The organism is Microbacterium galbum (assembly GCF_032464915.1).
Classification (GTDB): domain Bacteria; phylum Actinomycetota; class Actinomycetes; order Actinomycetales; family Microbacteriaceae; genus Microbacterium; species Microbacterium galbum.
This window is the reverse complement of record NZ_JAWDIS010000002.1, coordinates 427,909-444,638: the sequence shown is the minus strand read 5'-3', so window position 1 is coordinate 444,638 and position 16,730 is coordinate 427,909. Positions and strand designations below refer to the sequence as shown.

At 73.9% G+C, this 16,730-nt stretch carries 17 protein-coding genes; 7 read left to right on the top strand and 10 right to left on the bottom strand.

Going from position 1 to position 16,730, the window contains the following annotated elements; translation table 11 throughout:
• Positions 1 to 56 precede the first annotated feature (56 nt).
• The 3 genes from RWH45_RS11305 to RWH45_RS11295 all read left to right on the top strand — a co-directional run bounded on the left by RWH45_RS11305 (position 57) and on the right by RWH45_RS11295 (position 2,691).
• Positions 57 to 1,670, top strand: coding sequence for an SDR family oxidoreductase (locus RWH45_RS11305; RefSeq protein ID WP_315994995.1), 1,614 nt, complete (start codon positions 57 to 59; stop codon positions 1,668 to 1,670).
• Between the two features lie 113 nt (positions 1,671 to 1,783).
• Positions 1,784 to 2,266, top strand: a complete 483-nt coding sequence (locus tag RWH45_RS11300) for a MogA/MoaB family molybdenum cofactor biosynthesis protein (protein WP_315994994.1) — start codon at positions 1,784 to 1,786, stop codon at positions 2,264 to 2,266.
• The gene (locus tag RWH45_RS11295) at positions 2,263 to 2,691 is read left to right on the top strand and encodes a molybdenum cofactor biosynthesis protein MoaE (RefSeq protein WP_315994993.1); all 429 of its coding nucleotides are present in this window, start codon (positions 2,263 to 2,265) and stop codon (positions 2,689 to 2,691) included. The genes RWH45_RS11300 and RWH45_RS11295 overlap by 4 nt, the downstream gene beginning before the upstream one ends.
• 58 nt (positions 2,692 to 2,749) lie before the next feature.
• On the opposite strand, the gene RWH45_RS11290 is transcribed toward RWH45_RS11295, so the two are convergent.
• The 5 genes from RWH45_RS11290 to moaA are packed head-to-tail and all read right to left on the bottom strand — an operon-like array spanning position 2,750 to position 6,711.
• Positions 2,750 to 2,986 (bottom strand): MoaD/ThiS family protein, encoded by a 237-nt coding sequence (locus RWH45_RS11290; protein ID WP_315994992.1) that lies wholly within the window; start codon positions 2,984 to 2,986, stop codon positions 2,750 to 2,752.
• Positions 2,983 to 3,477, bottom strand: coding sequence for a cyclic pyranopterin monophosphate synthase MoaC (gene moaC, locus RWH45_RS11285; protein WP_315994991.1), 495 nt, complete (start codon positions 3,475 to 3,477; stop codon positions 2,983 to 2,985). Before moaC ends, RWH45_RS11290 begins: the two co-directional genes overlap by 4 nt.
• Complete coding sequence (locus RWH45_RS11280) at positions 3,474 to 4,697, bottom strand: molybdopterin molybdotransferase MoeA (RefSeq protein ID WP_315994990.1); 1,224 nt, start codon at positions 4,695 to 4,697, stop codon at positions 3,474 to 3,476. Before RWH45_RS11280 ends, moaC begins: the two co-directional genes overlap by 4 nt.
• Positions 4,694 to 5,494, bottom strand: coding sequence for a HesA/MoeB/ThiF family protein (locus RWH45_RS11275; RefSeq protein WP_315994989.1), 801 nt, complete (start codon positions 5,492 to 5,494; stop codon positions 4,694 to 4,696). The genes RWH45_RS11280 and RWH45_RS11275 overlap by 4 nt, the downstream gene beginning before the upstream one ends.
• On the bottom strand, positions 5,491 to 6,711 hold the full coding sequence (moaA, locus tag RWH45_RS11270; RefSeq protein ID WP_315994988.1) for a GTP 3',8-cyclase MoaA: 1,221 nt from the start codon (positions 6,709 to 6,711) through the stop codon (positions 5,491 to 5,493). The genes RWH45_RS11275 and moaA overlap by 4 nt, the downstream gene beginning before the upstream one ends.
• A 275-nt stretch (positions 6,712 to 6,986) precedes the next feature.
• Here moaA and RWH45_RS11265 point away from each other — a divergent pair, with 275 nt between their 5' ends.
• Positions 6,987 to 7,382 carry a TOBE domain-containing protein gene (locus RWH45_RS11265; RefSeq protein WP_315994987.1) on the top strand — a complete coding sequence of 132 codons (396 nt, stop codon included), beginning with the start codon at positions 6,987 to 6,989 and terminating at the stop codon, positions 7,380 to 7,382.
• 18 nt (positions 7,383 to 7,400) lie between these two features.
• Here RWH45_RS11265 and RWH45_RS11260 read toward each other — a convergent pair whose 3' ends face one another.
• Both RWH45_RS11260 and RWH45_RS11255 read right to left on the bottom strand, forming a co-directional pair.
• Complete coding sequence (locus RWH45_RS11260) at positions 7,401 to 8,315, bottom strand: SDR family oxidoreductase (protein WP_315994986.1); 915 nt, start codon at positions 8,313 to 8,315, stop codon at positions 7,401 to 7,403.
• Between the two features lie 173 nt (positions 8,316 to 8,488).
• A complete protein-coding gene (locus RWH45_RS11255; RefSeq protein ID WP_315994985.1) occupies positions 8,489 to 9,328 on the bottom strand; it encodes a helix-turn-helix transcriptional regulator in 840 nt (279 codons plus the stop codon).
• A 162-nt stretch (positions 9,329 to 9,490) separates the two neighbouring features.
• Between RWH45_RS11255 and modA the strand changes: the two genes are divergently transcribed.
• Genes modA through RWH45_RS11240 form a run of 3 tightly spaced genes read left to right on the top strand, consistent with a single transcriptional unit; the run spans position 9,491 to position 12,182 of the window.
• Complete coding sequence (gene modA / locus RWH45_RS11250; protein ID WP_315994984.1) at positions 9,491 to 10,249, top strand: molybdate ABC transporter substrate-binding protein; 759 nt, start codon at positions 9,491 to 9,493, stop codon at positions 10,247 to 10,249.
• A complete protein-coding gene (gene modB / locus RWH45_RS11245) occupies positions 10,246 to 11,022 on the top strand; it encodes a molybdate ABC transporter permease subunit (RefSeq protein WP_315994983.1) in 777 nt (258 codons plus the stop codon). The genes modA and modB overlap by 4 nt, the downstream gene beginning before the upstream one ends.
• On the top strand, positions 11,019 to 12,182 hold the full coding sequence (locus RWH45_RS11240) for an ATP-binding cassette domain-containing protein (protein ID WP_315994982.1): 1,164 nt from the start codon (positions 11,019 to 11,021) through the stop codon (positions 12,180 to 12,182). The genes modB and RWH45_RS11240 overlap by 4 nt, the downstream gene beginning before the upstream one ends.
• A gap of 113 nt (positions 12,183 to 12,295) precedes the next feature.
• On the opposite strand, the gene cydC is transcribed toward RWH45_RS11240, so the two are convergent.
• From cydC to cydB, 3 genes are read right to left on the bottom strand one after another with little or no spacing between them, the layout of a single operon-like run.
• Positions 12,296 to 13,981 (bottom strand): thiol reductant ABC exporter subunit CydC, encoded by a 1,686-nt coding sequence (cydC, locus tag RWH45_RS11235; protein ID WP_315994981.1) that lies wholly within the window; start codon positions 13,979 to 13,981, stop codon positions 12,296 to 12,298.
• Positions 13,978 to 15,687 (bottom strand): thiol reductant ABC exporter subunit CydD, encoded by a 1,710-nt coding sequence (gene cydD / locus RWH45_RS11230; protein ID WP_315994980.1) that lies wholly within the window; start codon positions 15,685 to 15,687, stop codon positions 13,978 to 13,980. Before cydD ends, cydC begins: the two co-directional genes overlap by 4 nt.
• 15 nt (positions 15,688 to 15,702) lie before the next feature.
• The gene (gene cydB / locus RWH45_RS11225) at positions 15,703 to 16,728 is read right to left on the bottom strand and encodes a cytochrome d ubiquinol oxidase subunit II (protein ID WP_315994979.1); all 1,026 of its coding nucleotides are present in this window, start codon (positions 16,726 to 16,728) and stop codon (positions 15,703 to 15,705) included.
• Positions 16,729 to 16,730 lie beyond the last annotated feature (2 nt).

The window sequence follows — 16,730 nt, the reverse complement described above, 5'->3', positions numbered from 1 at the left end:
CGGTGCCTCTCGTCAAGCCCCCGGAGATGTCGGAGGCCCGGCGTACCGTGTCGGGCATGACCGAGCTCTCCGCCCCCACCGGCCGCGAACCCGCCCTCGTCGCGCAGCCCCGACCCGACGGGTCGGCCCCCCGCGCCCTCGTCCTGGGGGCGACCGGCTACTTGGGCGGACGGCTCGTTCCCCGACTGCTGTCGGCGGGCTACCGCGTGCGCGTCCTCGCGCGGGATCCGCGCCGTGTCGAAGCGTTCCCGTGGGGCGATGAGGTCGAGATCGCGGCCGGTGACGCCACCGACCGCGAGGCCGTGCGCGCCGCCGTAGAGGGCGTCGATGTGCTCTACTACCTCATCCACTCGATGGGCAGCGCGCGCGACTTCGAGGCGACCGACCGCGTCGCCGCGCAGACCGTCGCCGACGCCGCCGCCGCGGCATCCGTGTCGCGCATCATCTACCTGGGCGGCCTGCACCCCGACGACGCCACCCTGTCGGCGCACCTGCGTTCGCGGGTGGAGGTGGGCGACATCCTGCTGCACAGCGGGGTGCCGACCCTCGTGCTGCAGGCCGGCGTGGTGATCGGGTCGGGCTCGGCGTCGTTCGAGATGGTGCGCCACCTCACCGACGTGCTGCCGTACATGCCGGCGCCCAAATGGGTGCGCAACCATATCCAGCCGATCGCGGTGCGCGACGTGCTGCACTACCTGCTCGGAGCCGCCCGCGTCGCGCCGAACGTCAACCGCGCCGTCGACATCGGCGGGCCCGACGTTCTGCGGTACGGGCAGATGATGAACGGCTACGCCATGGAGGCCGGTCTCCCGCAGCGGGCCATCGCCTCTCTTCCCGTGCTCACCCCGCGCCTGGCCTCGCACTGGGTCAACCTCGTCACCCCGATTCCGAAGTCGATCGCGCGCCCGCTGGTGGAGTCGCTGCAGAACGACTGCGTCGTGAAGGACCGCGCGATCGACGATCTCGTCCCGCGCCCCGAGGGCGGCCTGCTGCCGTATCGCGAGGCCGTGCGTCGGGCGCTCGGCCGCGTGAACGACGACGCCATCGAGACCAGCTGGCAGGATGCCGAGGTGTCGGGCGCTCCGAGCGACCCGCTGCCGAGCGACCCCGAGTGGGCGGGGCGGCTCGTCTACACCGATGTCCGCACGATGACCACGAAGGCCAGCGCCGCGCAGCTCTGGTCGGTGATCGAGGGCATCGGCGGCGAGAACGGGTGGTACTCGTCGCCACTGCTGTGGGCGATCCGCGGCTGGATGGACCGGCTGGTCGGCGGGGTCGGCCTCGCCCGCGGTCGGCGCAGTCGCTCGGTCGTCACCGTCGGCGATGCGCTCGATTTCTGGCGGGTCGAGGCCATCGAGCCGGGCCACCTGCTGCGTCTGCGGGCGGAGATGAAGGTGCCCGGGGGAGCGTGGCTCGAACTGCGCGCCACGCCGGAGGGTGAGGGGGCTCGCTTCGACCAGCGCGCACTGTTCTTCCCCACGGGCCTCGCCGGTCGCCTCTACTGGCTCTCGGTGCTGCCGTTCCACGGCCTGATCTTCAGCGGCATGGCGCGGCGCATCACCGCGGCCGCCGAGCACGTGCAGCGGGAGGACCTCGCGCCGAAGGCGAAAGCGGGACGCATCGCCCCGGAGATCGCCGAGGTCGAGACCACCGCGGCCCCCTCGGCGTGAGGCGGGGCCCGTGAGCGCGGACGACGGTCAGGCCGCGACGGAGGCGCGATGCAGCCGCCGGGGCGGCGCGGCCGGAGAGCCCATCCCAACGACGGCGGCCTAGGCTGAACAACGTGCCTCATCACGCCCGCGTCCTGACCGTCTCCGATCGCTCCGCCGCGGGACTGCGCGAAGACCGCGGGGGTCCGCTCGCGGTGTCGTTGCTGCAGGAGGCCGGCTTCTCCTGCGACGAGCCCCTCGTCGTGCCCGACGGGGCCGACAGCGTCGAGTCCGCTCTTCGCGACCTCGTCGACCAGGGGCCGGGGCTCATCGTCACCACCGGCGGCACCGGGATCGCCCCGACCGACCGCACGCCCGAGGGCACCGGCCGCGTCCTGGACCGCGAGCTTCCCGGGATCGCCGAGGAGCTGCGCCGTCGAGGACTCGCCGACACCCCTCTGTCGGTGATCTCGCGCGGGCTGGCCGGGATCGTCGACCCCGGTGTCCTCGTCGTCAATCTCCCCGGATCGACGCGTGCCGTGGCATCCGGGATAGCCGTCGTCGCGGAGCTCGCCCCGCACATCCTCGACCAGCTCGCCGGAGGAGACCACTCATGAGCGCCGTCCGCATCGCCCGCCTGTCGGAGCAGCCCCTCGACCTCGACCTGCACCTCGACGCCGTCGAGGACTCCTCGTCGGGGGCCGTGACCACCTTCGTCGGTCGCGTGCGCGACACCGATCCCGACGCCTCCGATGCCGTCGTCGCCCTGGAGTACAGCGCGCACCCCGACGCCGAGCAGACCCTGCACCGCATCGCCGCCGACGCCGCCGCCGGCACCGACGCCATCGTCGCCGTCAGTCACCGTGTCGGGCGACTCGAGGTGGGCGAGGCCGCGGTCGTCATCGCCGTGGCATCCGGTCACCGGGCTGCCGCGTTCGAGGTGTGCCGCACGGTCATCGAGACGATCAAGACCGACTTGCCCGTGTGGAAGCGGCAGGTCGAGGCCGACGGCACGACGGAGTGGAAGGGCCTGGGCGGCTAGAGACGGCCGGGCGCCGGGGCCGGTTGCGCGCCTCGAGCCGAGGTGAGGCGAGGCGGGCTCAGCCCCCGGCGAAGGGCGGCAGAACGTCGACGTGCGTGACGCCGTCGAGCGCGGCGTCGTCGTCATGACGGGTGCCGTCGACGAGCACGGCGCAGCGGTCGAGGATCCCGCCGAGAGCGGGGTGATCCGCGACGACCCCGGAGCGCAGTGCCGCGAGGGTCGGCTCGGCGCGGTCCTCGGCGTCGGTCCCCGCGGCGTCGGCGGCCGCGGCGAAGTAGCGCACCCGCACGCTCATGCGGTCACCGCCGTGCCGGGCTCGCCGGGACGATGCCAGTCGCCCGATTTGCCGCCGGTCTTCGACACGATGCGCACGTTCTCGATCGAGGTGCCCTTGTCCAGACCCTTCACCATGTCGACCACCGCGAGGGCTGCCACCGAGACGCTCGTGAGCGCCTCCATCTCGACGCCGGTGCGGTCGGCCGTGCCGACGGTGGCCTCGATCTCGACGCCGGCGTCGGTGATCCGGAGGTCGACCGAGGCGCGGTGCACCCCGATGACGTGAGCGAGGGGGAGCAGTGCGGGGGTGGATTTGGCGGCCTGGATGCCGGAGATCCGCGCCACGGCGAGCACGTCGCCCTTGGGGGTGGTGCCGTCGCGGAGCGCCGCGACGACCTCGGGCGCGCAGCGCACGAACCCGCGTGCGGTGGCGGTGCGGACGGTGGGCTGTTTCTGCGTGACATCGACCATGCGGGCGTGGCCCGCGGCATCCAGGTGGGTGAAGGTCATGGGATCAGCATGACATCGACGACGTCGCCCACCGACACGGTGGACACCTCGGCCGGGACGATCGCGAACGCCTCGGCACGGGCGAGAGAGGCCGCGAGGTGCGAGCCGGAGCCGCCGGCGGTGGCCGGGCGGACGGTGCCCGCGACGAGGTCGACCGCCGCGGGGAGGTACTGCCGTCGGCCGGGCGGTGTCGTCCAGGTCTCGGATGCCGTGAGCCGGGCGAGGCGTCGATCGATGACCGCGCGGCCCAGCAGCGCCAGCAGCGCCGGGCGGACGAAGACCTCGAACGAGACGGCGACGCTCACGGGGTTGCCGGGCAGCCCGAACACCAGCCGTCCGTCGGGGAGTGCCCCGAACGCCTGCGGCTTGCCGGGCTGCATCGACACCTTCTCGAACGCGATGCGGTCGCTGAGGGCGAGGCGTACCGGTTCGTAGGCGCCGGCGCTGACCCCGCCGGTGAACACGACGACGTCGGCGCGCGACGCTCGGTCGAGCACGGTCTCGATGCCGGCGGGATCGTCGCCGACGCGGTCGACGAGTTCGAGGTCGGCGTCGGCGCCGTCGACGAGCGCCGCGAGCAGAGTGGCGTTGGAGTCGGGGGTCTGCCCTCTGCCGGGCGCGGTGCCCGGCGCCACGAGCTCGCTGCCGGTCGACACCACGGCGACGCGCGGGCGGCGGGTGACGCTCACGGCATCCACCCCGGCGGCGGCCGCGGCGGCGAGGGCGAAGGGGCCGAGACGCTCCCCGGCTGAGAGCACCGTGTCACCGGCGCGCCTGTCGCCGCCCCGGCGGCGGATGAACGCCCCCTCTCCGGCGGGGGAGCGACGCACGGTCACGGTGCCCAGCGAGTCGGCGAGGCCGCCCGCGGTGTCTTCGAACGGCACGATCGCGTCGGACATGGCGGGGACCGGCGCTCCCGTCATGATGCGGGCGGCCTCACCGGGCGCGAGCGCGGGGTCGTCGGTCGTGCCGGCGGGCAGATCGGCGACCACTCGAAGGGTCGCCGGGTTCTCGGCATCCGCTCCCGCGACGTCGGAGAAACGCACGGCGAAGCCGTCCATGGAGGAGTTGTCGAAGCCGGGCAGATCGTGCGCCGCGAGAACGGGTTCGGCGAGCGTGCGTCCGGCCGCGTCGGCGAGGGCGACCCTCTCGGCGGGCAGGAGCGACACGGCGGCGAGCACGCGGTCGCGGTGCTGTTCGACGGTGCGCAGCTCGGTCATCGGGGCCTCCGGGGGCAGGATCCGGCCGCGGGGCGGGCGGCCGGGGTGAGCGGGATCACGTCGTGGCGGGCGCGCAGCGCGTCGATCACGACGAGGCGGCCCAGCAGCGGTTCTCCGGCGCCGGTCACGAGCTTGATCGCCTCGGTGGCGAGCAGGCCTCCGACCTGCACGCACAGCGATCCCAGCACGCCCACCTGGGCGCACGTCGGCGGTTCGCCGGCGGACCCCGTCGGGAACAGATCGCCGAGCACGACGGGGGAGTGCCCCTCGGGCGGGGCCGACCAGAACACCGTCACCTGCGCGGCCCACTCCTGTACCGCACCCCAGACGAGGGGGATGCCGAGGTGCTCGGCGGCGGCGGCGACGGCCTCGCGCGTGTCGAAGGTGTCGCTGCCGTCGATCACGAGGTGAGCGCCGTCGAGCAGCGCGACGGCGTTGTCGGAGGTCAGCCGTACCGTTCGCTCATGGACGACGGTCAGCGGCGAGAGATCACGCACGGCGCGCGCGGCGGAGGCGGTCTTCGCGGTGCCGATGTCGTCGACGCGGTGCGCGAGCTGCCGCTGCAGGTTGGTGCGCTCGACCGTGTCGTCGTCGATGATCACGAGTTCGCCCACCCCGGCGGCGGCGAGGGCGAGCAGCACGGGGGACCCGAGCCCGCCGGCGCCGATCACGGCGATGCGGGCGGCCGCGATCCTCCGCTGTCCCTCTTCGCCGATGGCCGCGAGGACGGCATGGCGAGCGGTGCGGATCAGCTCTTCCGGGGCGAGGGATGCCACCGGCTCGACGAGCGGCCTCATCCGCCGATCGCGCTCATGGTGCGCTCGGGCTGGACGAAGTCGGCACGCGCGAGACCGACGCGGTCGGAGCCGTGCGCACGGGGCTTGGCCCACATGGCATCCCGCCAGATCTGGGCGATGCCCTCGTCGTCGGCGCCGTCGCGGACGGCCGTGAGCAGATCTGTCTCCTCGTGCGAGAACAGGCACGAGCGCACCTTGCCGTCGGCTGTCACGCGCGTGCGCGTGCAGGCGGCGCAGAAGGGTTCGGTGACCGAGGAGATGATGCCGACGTGCCCGGCCACGGCGGTCTCGCCGGGGCGGCGGACCTCCCAGCGCTCGGCGGGAGCGGCTCCGCGGCCGCGCGGGTCGGCGGTGAGCGTGAAGGCCTCTTCGATGGCGGCGCGGATGTCGCGAGCGGGGATGACGTTCGTGGCGCTCCACGAGCGGTCGCCGTCGAGGGGCATGTCTTCGATGAAGCGCATCTCGAAGCCGTTCGACACGGCCCAGTCGACGAGGGGCACGATCTCGGTGTCGTTGACGCCCGCGAGCAGGACCGCGTTGATCTTGATCGGCCCGAGGCCTGCTGCGCGAGCGGCCTGCAGACCCGCGAGCACCTTGTCGAGGTGCGGGCGCCGGGTGAGCTCGGCGAAGGTCTCGGGGTGGAGGGTGTCGAGCGAGACGTTCAGGCGGGTCAGGCCCGCATCCTTGAGCGCCTGGGCGCGCCGGTCGAGGCCGACGGCGTTCGTGGTCATCGAGATGGGCAGATCGGGGGCGTCGGCGCGGATGCCGGCGATGATGTGCTCGAGATCCTTGCGCACGAGGGGCTCGCCGCCGGTGATGCGCAGCTCCTCGGCGCCGAGCGAGCGGACGGCGACCCGCACGATGCGGCGGATCTCGTCGGCGCTCATGAGCTGCGTCTGAGGGAGCCACGGCATCCCGTCGGCCGGCATGCAGTACGTGCAGCGCAGGTTGCACTTGTCGATGACCGAGACGCGCAGGTCGGTCGCGACGCGGCCGAAGCGGTCGAGCAGGCCGCCCTCGCGCGGGGCGCCTTCGTGCGAGGCTTTTCCGCGCGGGGTGCCGGTGGCGGGGAGCGCGGTCGCGTGAGACGTGCGCCCCGCGCTCGGGCCTGCGGGGGCGCCGGTGGCGGGCAGCGCCGTCGCGCCCGAGGCGGTCACGGTCGCGCCGAGGGGCACGGCGACCGGTCGTCGCGTCGTGCTCGCGTCCTCGGCATCCATGGGTCGAGCCTAGGCGAGCGCGGAGGGGTGAGGGCGGTCCGGCGCGTGGGTGCGGATCTCACCGCGGGCGGACGCCGCCGGGACCGCGACCTGCATCGGGGTGCCGCCGCGGGCGCGGGTGGCGCGTAGCGCTGTTCCGGCGTCACCGGCGGTGCGGAGCCGGTGACGCCTGCCGCCGTGAGACGGCATGCTGCTGACGACTCGGTTGCAGGGTGTCGCCGACTTGTCAGCAGGATGCTGTCTCGGCGCTCGGCGCCGACGGGTACGGTCGTCGCATGCCGAACACCTTCCGTATCGCCACCGCCGCCCGTCTGCTCGGGGTCAGCGACGACACGGTGCGGCGCTGGATCGATCAGGGGACGCTGCCCACGACGGGGGCGTCGCCGGTCGAGATCCCCGGCGCCGCCCTCGCCGAACGCGCGGTCGCGCTCGCCGACGAGCCGGACGACCCCACGGGGGTCTCCTCGAGCGCACGGAACCGTTTCACCGGCATCGTCACGCGCGTGCAGATCGACGGCCTCATGGCGCAGGTCGATCTGCAGTGCGGCCCGCACCGGGTGGTCTCGCTCATGTCGGCCGAGGCCGCGCGGGACCTCGCGGTGGAGCCCGGCTCGCTCGCGGTCGCCTCGGTCAAGGCGACGGTCGTGACGGTGGAGGCGCCCCGGGGCTGAGACCGGGCGCCCCGGTCATCACGGTGTGAAGCGCGGCCCGATGGCCTCGTGCGTCAGTGCCCACACCCGCCGGGCGTCGTCGGCGGAGCGGAAGGGCTCCCACGGTTCGCTCGCCCGCGCGGGGCCGCCGATGAGGCGCGACGGGCCGAAGAACGTGTCGTCCGAAAGCGGCGCCGTCGCCGCGAGCACGGCGGGTTCGGCGGCGGATGCCACGGTGCCGGTGATGCGCAGGTGGGTCAACAGCCGGATGACACGGCGCGCTCCGAGTTCGCGCTCGCGGCCCACGCCGGGCTGCGCCGCGAGGAGGTTGGTCGGCGAGACGCCCGGGTGAGCGAGCGTGCTGGTGAGCCCCCAGCCCTCGGCCCGGCTGCGCGCGTGGAGCTCGCGGGCGAAGAGTCCGATCGCGATCTTCGACTGCACGTACGACGCCATGGCGTCGTAGGGGGTGGCGGAGATGACGTCGGGGTCGAAGCGTCCGCGCCGTGCGGCGATGCTCGTCTGGTGCACCACGCGCGCTGTGCCCGCGCGCAGCACCGGGAGCAGGGCGAGGGTGAGCGCCGCGTGACCCAGGTGGTTCGTGCCCCATTGCAGCTCGAACCCCTCGGCGGTCTCCTGCCTGCGGGGAGGGGTCATGACGCCGGCGTTGTTGACGAGCAGGTGGATCGGGCGACCTTCCTCGCGGAGGCCTGCGGCCAGAGCGTCCACCGAGTCGAGGCTGGCGAGGTCCAGCGCGCGCGTCGAGGCGACGGCATCCGGGACCTCCCTGCGCAGGGCGTCGAGCGCACGGCGGCCCTTGTCGGGGGAGCGGACGGGCAGCACCACCTCGGCGCCGAGCGAGGCGAGCCGCGTCGCGATGACGGTGCCGATGCCGTCGCTGGCGCCGGTGACGACGGCCAGCCGACCGCGGAGGGGGCGGGGGGAATCGGGAGACATGGGCGGTCCTTTCGTGGAGTGCCTCGATGCTCGCGCCCCCGGGTGCCGGGCGGCCAGTGCCCGCTCAGCCGCTGATCGACGATCCACCCCTCGGCGACCGGCGGTGCCCGGGCGCAGCGGGCTCACCGTCTGCGCGGCCCGCCCGCGGTGCTCGCCCGCCGGGGATCCACCCCTCAGCGGCCGCCGGGGGCTCCGATCACCGCGAGCAGCCGCAGTTTCTCGGCGCTCTCGCTCCCCGGCTGCGCCGTGTACACGAGCAGGCGGTGCGCATGGTCGGGGTCGACCAGGGTCTGGCATGACAGCTCGAGGCGGCCGACCTCGGGGTGGAGGAAGCGCTTGATCGCGGGCGGTCGCGCGCCGACTTCGTGAGCGAGCCAGAGAGCGGCGAACTCGTCGCTGCGCACGCGCAGGTCGTCGGCCAGGGCGGCGACCTGCGAGTCGGGTCCGCGAGCGGCGACGAGCTCGCGGAGACCCGCCGCGTAGACGCGCGACAGCGTCGCCTGTTCCTCGGGCGGGTAGGCGGCACGCGCCGACGAATCGGTGAACCAGCGGTATCCGATGCTGCGGGCGGGCCCCGATCGCAGCGTGGCATCCCCCAGCAGCGCGACACCCAGGCGGCTCTGGCGAAGGGTCTCGCCCAGCTCCGTGACGATCTCGGCGGGGGTGTCGTCGAGGCGGTCGAGGACGCGCAGCATGCCGGGGCTGATGTGCTCGGTGCCCGCGTGGCGCAGGGGAGGCCGGTGGCCCGCGAGGTGGAACAGGTGATCGCGTTCGGCGAGGCTCAGGTGCAGCCCCTGGGCGAGAGCGGTCAGCATCTGCTCCGACGGAGTGGGGCCGGTGCCCCGTTCGAGGCGCGCGTAGTAGTCGGTCGACATATAGCTCAGCAGCGCGACTTCCTCGCGGCGCAGCCCCGCCGTACGACGGCGCACGCCTCGTGCGAGCCCCACGTCCTCCGGCTGAAGGGCTTCGCGTCGGCGCTGCAGGAAATCGCCCAGGCTGGTCAGGTCGCTCACGTCGTTCCTCGCACCCCCCGTTCCTACCCGGTGGGCGGTCGCCATGCCAGGACCCGCCGATCCACCCCTCGCTTTATCCGCACATTCGGTATTCACGCGGCCATGAGTCCGCTTATACGGAATACTGGAGCGGCGGCCCGCCGGCGTCGCCGAAAGGATGCCATGTCCCGCCCCCTCCGTCTGCTCACTGTCGTCGCCGTCGCCGCCCTCCTGGCCGGGTGCGCGGGCACGTCGCCCGCCCCCGCGGCATCCGCCGACGGCCCGTCCGGAACCGTGGAGGTCTACGCCGCGGCCTCGCTGCAGCGGTCGTTCGACGAGATCGCGCGGGCGTTCGAGGAGCAGAACCCCGGCATCACGGTCACCCCGGTCTACGACGGCTCGAGCACGCTCGCCACGCAGATCGGCGAGGGGGCGCCCGCCGACGTCTTCGCCTCGGCGGACGAGAAGAACATGGCGAAGGTCGCCGCGCAGGCGCCCGATCCGCGGATCTTCGCGGGCAACACCCTCGTCATCGCCGTGCCGACGGGCAACCCCGGGAGCGTGCAGGGCCTCGCCGACCTCGCGCGGGTCACGACGGTGCTCTGCGCCCCCGAGGTGCCGTGCGGAGCTGCTTCGCAGACGCTGCTGTCGAACGCCGGGGTCGCCGTGACCCCCGCGAGCGCCGAGCAGAACGTCACCGCGGTGCTCACGAAGGTCGCCGCCGGCGAGGCCGACGCGGGCCTGGTCTACGCCACCGACGTGGTCGGTCGCGACGACGTCGAGGCGATCGTGCCCGCGGGGGCGGATGCCGTGGTCAACCGCTACCCGATCGCCGCTCTGTCCGAGGCCCCGAACCCTGACGCCGCCGCCGCTTTCGTCGCGTTCGTGCTCTCGGACGAGGGGCAGAGGATCCTCGGCGACGCGGGTTTCCGAGCGCCGTGACGGGCGGTTTCGTCCCGCGTTGGCTCGTCGTGCCGGCCGTCGCGGGGCTCCTCTTCCTCCTCGTTCCGCTGACGGCGCTCGTCGCCCGGGTGGAGTGGGGGACGCTCTGGAGCGATGTCACGTCTCCCGCGGCCCTGTCGGCTCTCGGCCTGTCGCTGAGCACCGGCGCTCTGGCGACCGTGGTGTGCGCGGTCGTCGGCATCCCCCTCGCCCTCGTGATCGCCCGCAGCCCCGCGCGGCTGGCGGCGGTGCTGCGCGCGCTCGTGACCGTTCCCCTCGTGCTCCCGCCGATGGTGGGGGGCGTGGCCCTGCTCTACCTGTTCGGGCGCAACGGGGCGCTCGGCGTCCTCGGTCTGCCGTTCACCACCGCGGCGGTCGTGCTGGCGCAGGTGTTCGTGGCGCTGCCGTTCCTCGTGCTCGCGGTCGAGGGCGCCCTGCGCAGCACCGGCGTGGAGTTCGAGCGCACGGCCGCCTCGCTGGGCGCGTCGCGCGCGACGATCCTGCGGCGCATCACGCTGCCGCTGGCGGCGCCCGGCATCGTCGCGGGAGTCGTGCTGTGCTTCGCGCGCGCGATCGGGGAGTTCGGAGCGACGGCGCTCTTCGCGGGCAACCGCCCCGGCGTCACGCAGACCATGCCGCTCGCGATCTACACCGCCTTCAACGGGGCGGGCGTCTCGCAGGGCGCCGCTGTCGCGCTGTCGCTGCTGCTGCTGGTGACCGCCGTCGCGGTGCTGCTGCTGGTGCGGGGCTGGCGCCCGGGGGTGGGGCGATGACGACTCCGGATGCCGGCAAGCCCGGACGTGATCGGCGCGACGCCGACGAAGCGGGTGGGCGCCGAGGGAGCCCCGGACCGCGCGATGCCGGCACCACCGCGTCGCGCGACGGCCGCATGCCGCTGCCGGATGCCGCCGCCCTGCGCGCCCGCGTCGTCGTGCGCCGTCGCGACTTCACCGTCGACGTCGCCCTCGATGCGACCCCGGGGGAGACCATCGCCGTGATGGGCCGCAGCGGCGCGGGCAAGTCGACGCTGCTCACCGCCCTCGCGGGACTCACTCCGCTGGACAAGGGTGAGATCGCCGTCGACGCGCACGTGCTCGATCGTGCGCCGCGTCTGCGCACCGCCCCCATGCACCGCGGCATCGTGCTCCTGAGTCAGGACGCGCGACTGTTCCCGCACCTCACGGCGCGCGAGAACGTCGCCTTCGGTCCGCGCTCCGCCGGGGTGCCGGCATCCATGGCCCGTGCGGATGCCGACGACTGGCTCCGCCGCGTGGGGCTGCCCGACACGGGGGAGCGTCGGCCCGCCCAGCTGTCGGGCGGGGAGCAGCAGCGCGTCGCCGTGGCGCGGGCTCTCGCCGCGCAACCGCGGGTGGTGCTGCTCGACGAGCCGCTCGTCGCGCTCGACGCCGTGACGGCGTCCGAGATCCGCTCGATGCTGCGCGATCGGCTGGCCGGGGTGACCACGATCGCCGTGACGCACGACGCGGTGGATGCCGCGGCCCTCGCCGACCGGCTGCTCATCGTCGAGCGGGGCCGGGTGACGCAGGACGGGCCGGTGCCCGAGGTGCTCGCGGCCCCGGCGACCGAGGTCGCGGCGAAGATCGCGGGTGTGGAGCGGCTCGTGGGCGCGGCGCAGCGCGGGGACTTCGTGCGGGAGGGGCTGCGGCTGACCTCGACGGATGCCGCCTCCCTCGCCCTCGCGTCGACCGAGGGGCGTGCGCTGGCCGCGGTCTTCCGCGCAGCCGACGCGCGGCTCGGCGAGGGGGCCACGGCGACGGTGTCGCACCTCGAGCCCACGCCGACGGGGGTGCGCGTCGTGATGGACTCCGGCGTCGCCGAGGTGCCGGCGGCCGAGGCCGCGGCGCTCCGCCCCGGCGACACGGTGCGATGGAGCGTTCCTCCGGACCGCGTGCGCTTCGTCGCGGCATCCTGAGCGGGTTCCTCTCCGTCGAGTGTCCAGGACACGTCGCTGGACTTCGCGTTTCCCGGCGTGTCCGGGACACTCGGCCGGGTCGATCGCGGCGCGAGGCGGGGGCCTGCGGTGGCTCAGTCCGCGACGACGCGCCCGCCCTCCAGCCGCACCTCGCGATCGACCAGCCCCGCGGGGACGTCGACGTGCGACACGAGCACCACCGCCTGATCGCGATGGACGGCCCCCAGCAGATCGGCGAGCAGGGCATCGGATGCCGCGGGGTCGACGCCCGCCGTGGGCTCGTCGAGCACGAGCACGGGGAAGCCGCGCAGCAACGCCCGGGCGAGGGCGAGGCGCTGGGCCTGCCCGCCGGAGACGAGCCCGCCGCGATCGCCCACGCGGGCGTCGAGACCACCGCGCTCCCGGGCCCAATCGGCCAGGCCCACGCGCGACAGCACCACCCACAGGTCGGCGTCGGTGGCGGTGTCGCGGGCGAAGAGGAGGTTCTGCCGGATCGATTCGTCGAACAGGTACGGCGACTGCTCGATCAGACCGATCGTGCGGCGCAGGTCGTCTCCCGAGAGTCCGCGCGCGTCGACGCCGCCGATGCGGAACGATCCCTCGTAGTCGAGGAAGCGCACCAGCACGTGCGCCAGCGTCGTCTTGCCCGCTCCGCTCGGGCCGGTGACGAGCACGCGCTCGCCGGGGCCGACCCGCAGGTCGACGTCTTCCAGCCGTCCGGCGTCTGCGTCGGAGTCCGATCGTGCCGGCCACCGCGCCCCGACACCGTGGAGCTCGATCCCCTCGCCGAGCGCGGGCGCCCGGCCCGTCGGTGCGGGCTCGTCGCGGGGGAGGCCGTCGGGAATGCGCTCGGGCACGGCATCCGCGATCCGCTCTGCGGCTGCGCGCACCTGCCGCCAGGACGCGAGCGCGAGGGGGACAGGTCCGAACACCTCGAACACGGCCATCGGCAGCAGCACGACGACGGCGAGCCCCGGACCCGTCAGGTCGTTCCCGGTCACGGCCGGGGCGGCGCCCAGCAGCGCCGCGAGAGAGGCGACGCCGGCGAGCACCGAGACGGCGCCCGAGGTCAGTCCCTGGGCGCCTCCGCGGCGCACCAGCGCCCGGCGCAGGGCGGCATCGGCGGAGCGGACGCGAGCGCGGGCGGCATCCACCGCTGCGTACGCGGTCAGCACGTCGAGATTCGTGAGCAGGTCGTGCACGGCGTCGGCGACGGCGGTGCGCAGCGGCGCGATCGAACGCTCCGCGCGAGCGCCCGCGGCCCAGCCGACCGCCACCGATACGGCGAACGCCGCGAGCAGGCAGACCAGCATCGCGAGCGCGGCGGGCCACGAGACGAACGCCGTGAACACGACGGCGGCCAGCGCGGTGGTCGCCGCCGTCACGAGCGGGAGCACCACGCGCAGCGGGAGGTTCTGAAGCTCCTCGACGTCGTCGACGACGCTTGAGAGCAGCCCGCCGCGGCGAGAGCGCGCGAGGCCGTCGGGGGCCAGCGGCACGAGGTCGCGCACCAGGTCGGCGCGGACCCCCGCGAGCTGATGCAGCGCCGCATCGTGGCCGCTGAGACGTTCGAGGTAACGGAACACCCCGCGCGACAGCGCGAACGCGCGCACCCCGACCACGGCGACCGACAGGTACATCACCAGCGGCTGCTCCGCCGCGCGGGCGATGAGCCACGCGCTCGCCGCGAGCAGAGCCACGGCACTGGCCGCCGTACCGAAGCCGGCGAGCAGCGCCGGGGCGAACCGCCGCCGCGACGGCATCGCCGAGCGCAGGATGCCGCGCACGCGCCCGTTCACGGGTGACTCCTCTCGGGAACGAAGCTCCCGGTCCCTTCGACAGGCTCAGGGACCTCGGTTGCGGGGTCGGGACGGAGGAGGCTGAGCCTGTCGAAGCCTCCGGACCCGCGCCGCAGCTCGACCACGCGGTCCGCGATCGCCCGCGCGGAAAGACGGTGCGACACCAGCAGCACGCCGCGGCCGGCGTCGGCCTCGCGGCGGAGGGTCGTCCACAGGTGCGCCTCGGTCGTGGCATCCAGGGCGCTCGACGGCTCGTCGAGCAGGAGGAGCGGCGCCCCCGTGACGCGGACCCGGTACAGGGCGCGGGCGACGGCGACGCGCTGGGCCTCGCCGCCCGAGAGCCCGGCGCCGGCGGCCCCGAGCACCGTTCCGGGGTCGAGATCCGCCGCCCCCGCGTCGGCCAGCGCCGCGGTGACGCGCCGGGGATCGGGCGCGCAGCCGAGAGCGACGTTGTCGGCGACCGAGCCGGTCACGAGCCCCGGTCGCTGGCCCGCCCAGGCGACCGCGCCGCGCGCGTGCGAAACTGGGGCGCCGTCGATGCGCACCGAGCCGTCGTACTCCGCGAAACCCAGCACCGCCGCGATCAGCGACGACTTGCCGACACCGCTCGGGCCGGTCACCAGCACGATCTCGCCCGGCTCGACCGACAGCGACACCTCCGGCAGCACGTGCCCCTCCCGCCGCACGCGCACGCGGTCGAGCGTGAGGACGGATCCGCGCGCCGGGGTCTCGGCATCCGCGTCGGGGGTCGTGCGGGCAGCGTCCAGGGCGTCGAAGATCTCCTCCGTCGCGGCGACTCCCTCGCTCGCGGCGTGGAACTGCACCCCCACCTGCCGCAGCGGCAGGTACGCCTCCGGCGCGAGCAGGAGAACGAACAGCCCCACCAGCAGCGAGAGGTCGCCGGCGAGCAGGCGGAACCCGATCGTCACGGCGATGATGGCGACCGAGATGGATGCCAGGAACTCCAGCGCGAAGCCCGAGAGGAACGACACACGCAGGACGGTCATCGTCTCGCGCTTGTAGTCGCGCGTCACCGCTTCGATGGAGTCGGCGGCACGGTGCTGGCGACCGAAGGCCTTCAGAGTCCCGAGTCCGTCGACGGTGTCGGCGAAGCGCGCCGCGAGCCGGCCCAGCGTGCGGTACTGCTTCTGCTGCACCCCGCGCGTGGCCAGGCCGATCAGCACCATGAACAGCGGGATGAGCGGGATCGTCAGCACCACGGTCAGACCGGAGAGCGGGTCGGCGAGGGTCATCGCACCGATCAGGATCGGCATCGTGATCGCGGTGGCGACCAGCTGAGGCAGGTAGCGGCCGAAGTACGCGTCGAGCGCCTCGAGACCGTGTCCGGCCGTCACCGCGAGGGCGGCGGTGTTGCGCGCACCGAGCCAGCGCGGTCCGAGCCGCGTCACCGCGGCGATGAGCGCCTCGCGCAGCTGCGCCGACGCCGCCGCCGCCCCGCGGGCCGAGGTGCGCTCGGAGGCGGCGATCAGCAGCCCCCGGAGCGCGGCGAGGGATGCCGCGATGCCCACGTATCCCCAGAGCTCGGCGAGCGGCCGCCCCTCGATCGCCCCCACCAGCGCGTGCGTGAGCGCCCCGGCGAAGCCGACGATCACGCCCGCCTGCGCGAGCACGATCGCCGCGGTGACGACGAAGTAGCCGCGCGAGGCGCTCGCGTACCGCAGGAGGCGGGGGTCGACGGGTTTCATGGGTGGGTCCGGGGATCAGTGCGCGACGAGCGCGGCCTTCTCGATCCGGGCGCGGGTGACGCGCTTGCGGAACACCCAGTACGTCCAGCCCTGGTAGGCCAGGATCAGCGGCAAGAAGATGAGCGCCGCCCAGCTCATGATGGTGAGCGTGTAGTCGGTGCTCGAGGCGTTGTCGATCGTGAGGCTCGCGCCCCCGTCGAGGGTCGAGGGCATCACGTTGGGGAACAGCGCGAAGAACAGCGCGGCCACGGCCGACACGATCGTCACGGCCCCGAGGGCGAACGCGGTTCCCTCGCGGTCGCGGGAGTTGGCGACCCACGAGCCGATGAGGGCGAGTGCGGCGACACCCGACAGCGCCACGACGCCGAGGAACAGGGGCGCCTGCGTGGACCGGGCGACGGTCCACCCCAGGAACACGGCCGCGAGGGCGATCGTGACCAGACCGGCCCGACCCGCCAGGCGCCGGGCGTCGGCGCGCACCTGGCCGTCGGTCTTGAGAGCGACGAAGTACACGCCGTGCGTGAAGAACAGCAGCAGGGTCGTGAGCCCGCCCAGGATGCCGTAGGGGTTCAGCAGCGTCAGCACGGTGCCGGCGTATTCGTGGTCGGCATCCAGTGGCACGCCCTGCACGATGTTCGCGAAGGCGACGCCCCACAGGAACGCGGGGAGGGCGGACCCTGCCACGATCATGCGGTCGAACGAGCGCTTCCACCGCAGCGAGTCGCGCTGATGGCGGTACTCGAACGACACCCCGCGAGCGATGAGCGCGAGCAGGATCACCAGCAGCGGGAGGTAGAACCCGCTGAAGAGCGTGGCGTACCACTCGGGGAACGAGGCGAACAGCGCCGCGCCGGCGACGATCACCCACGTCTCGTTGAGGTCCCACACGGGCCCGATGGTGTTGATGATCTGGCGGCGGGCGATGTCGTCCTTGCCGAGGAAGGGGATCGACATGCCGACGCCGAAATCGAACCCGTCGAGCACGAAGTAGCCGACGAAGAGGAAGGCGACGATCCAGAACCAGAGGTGTGCGAGGTCCATGA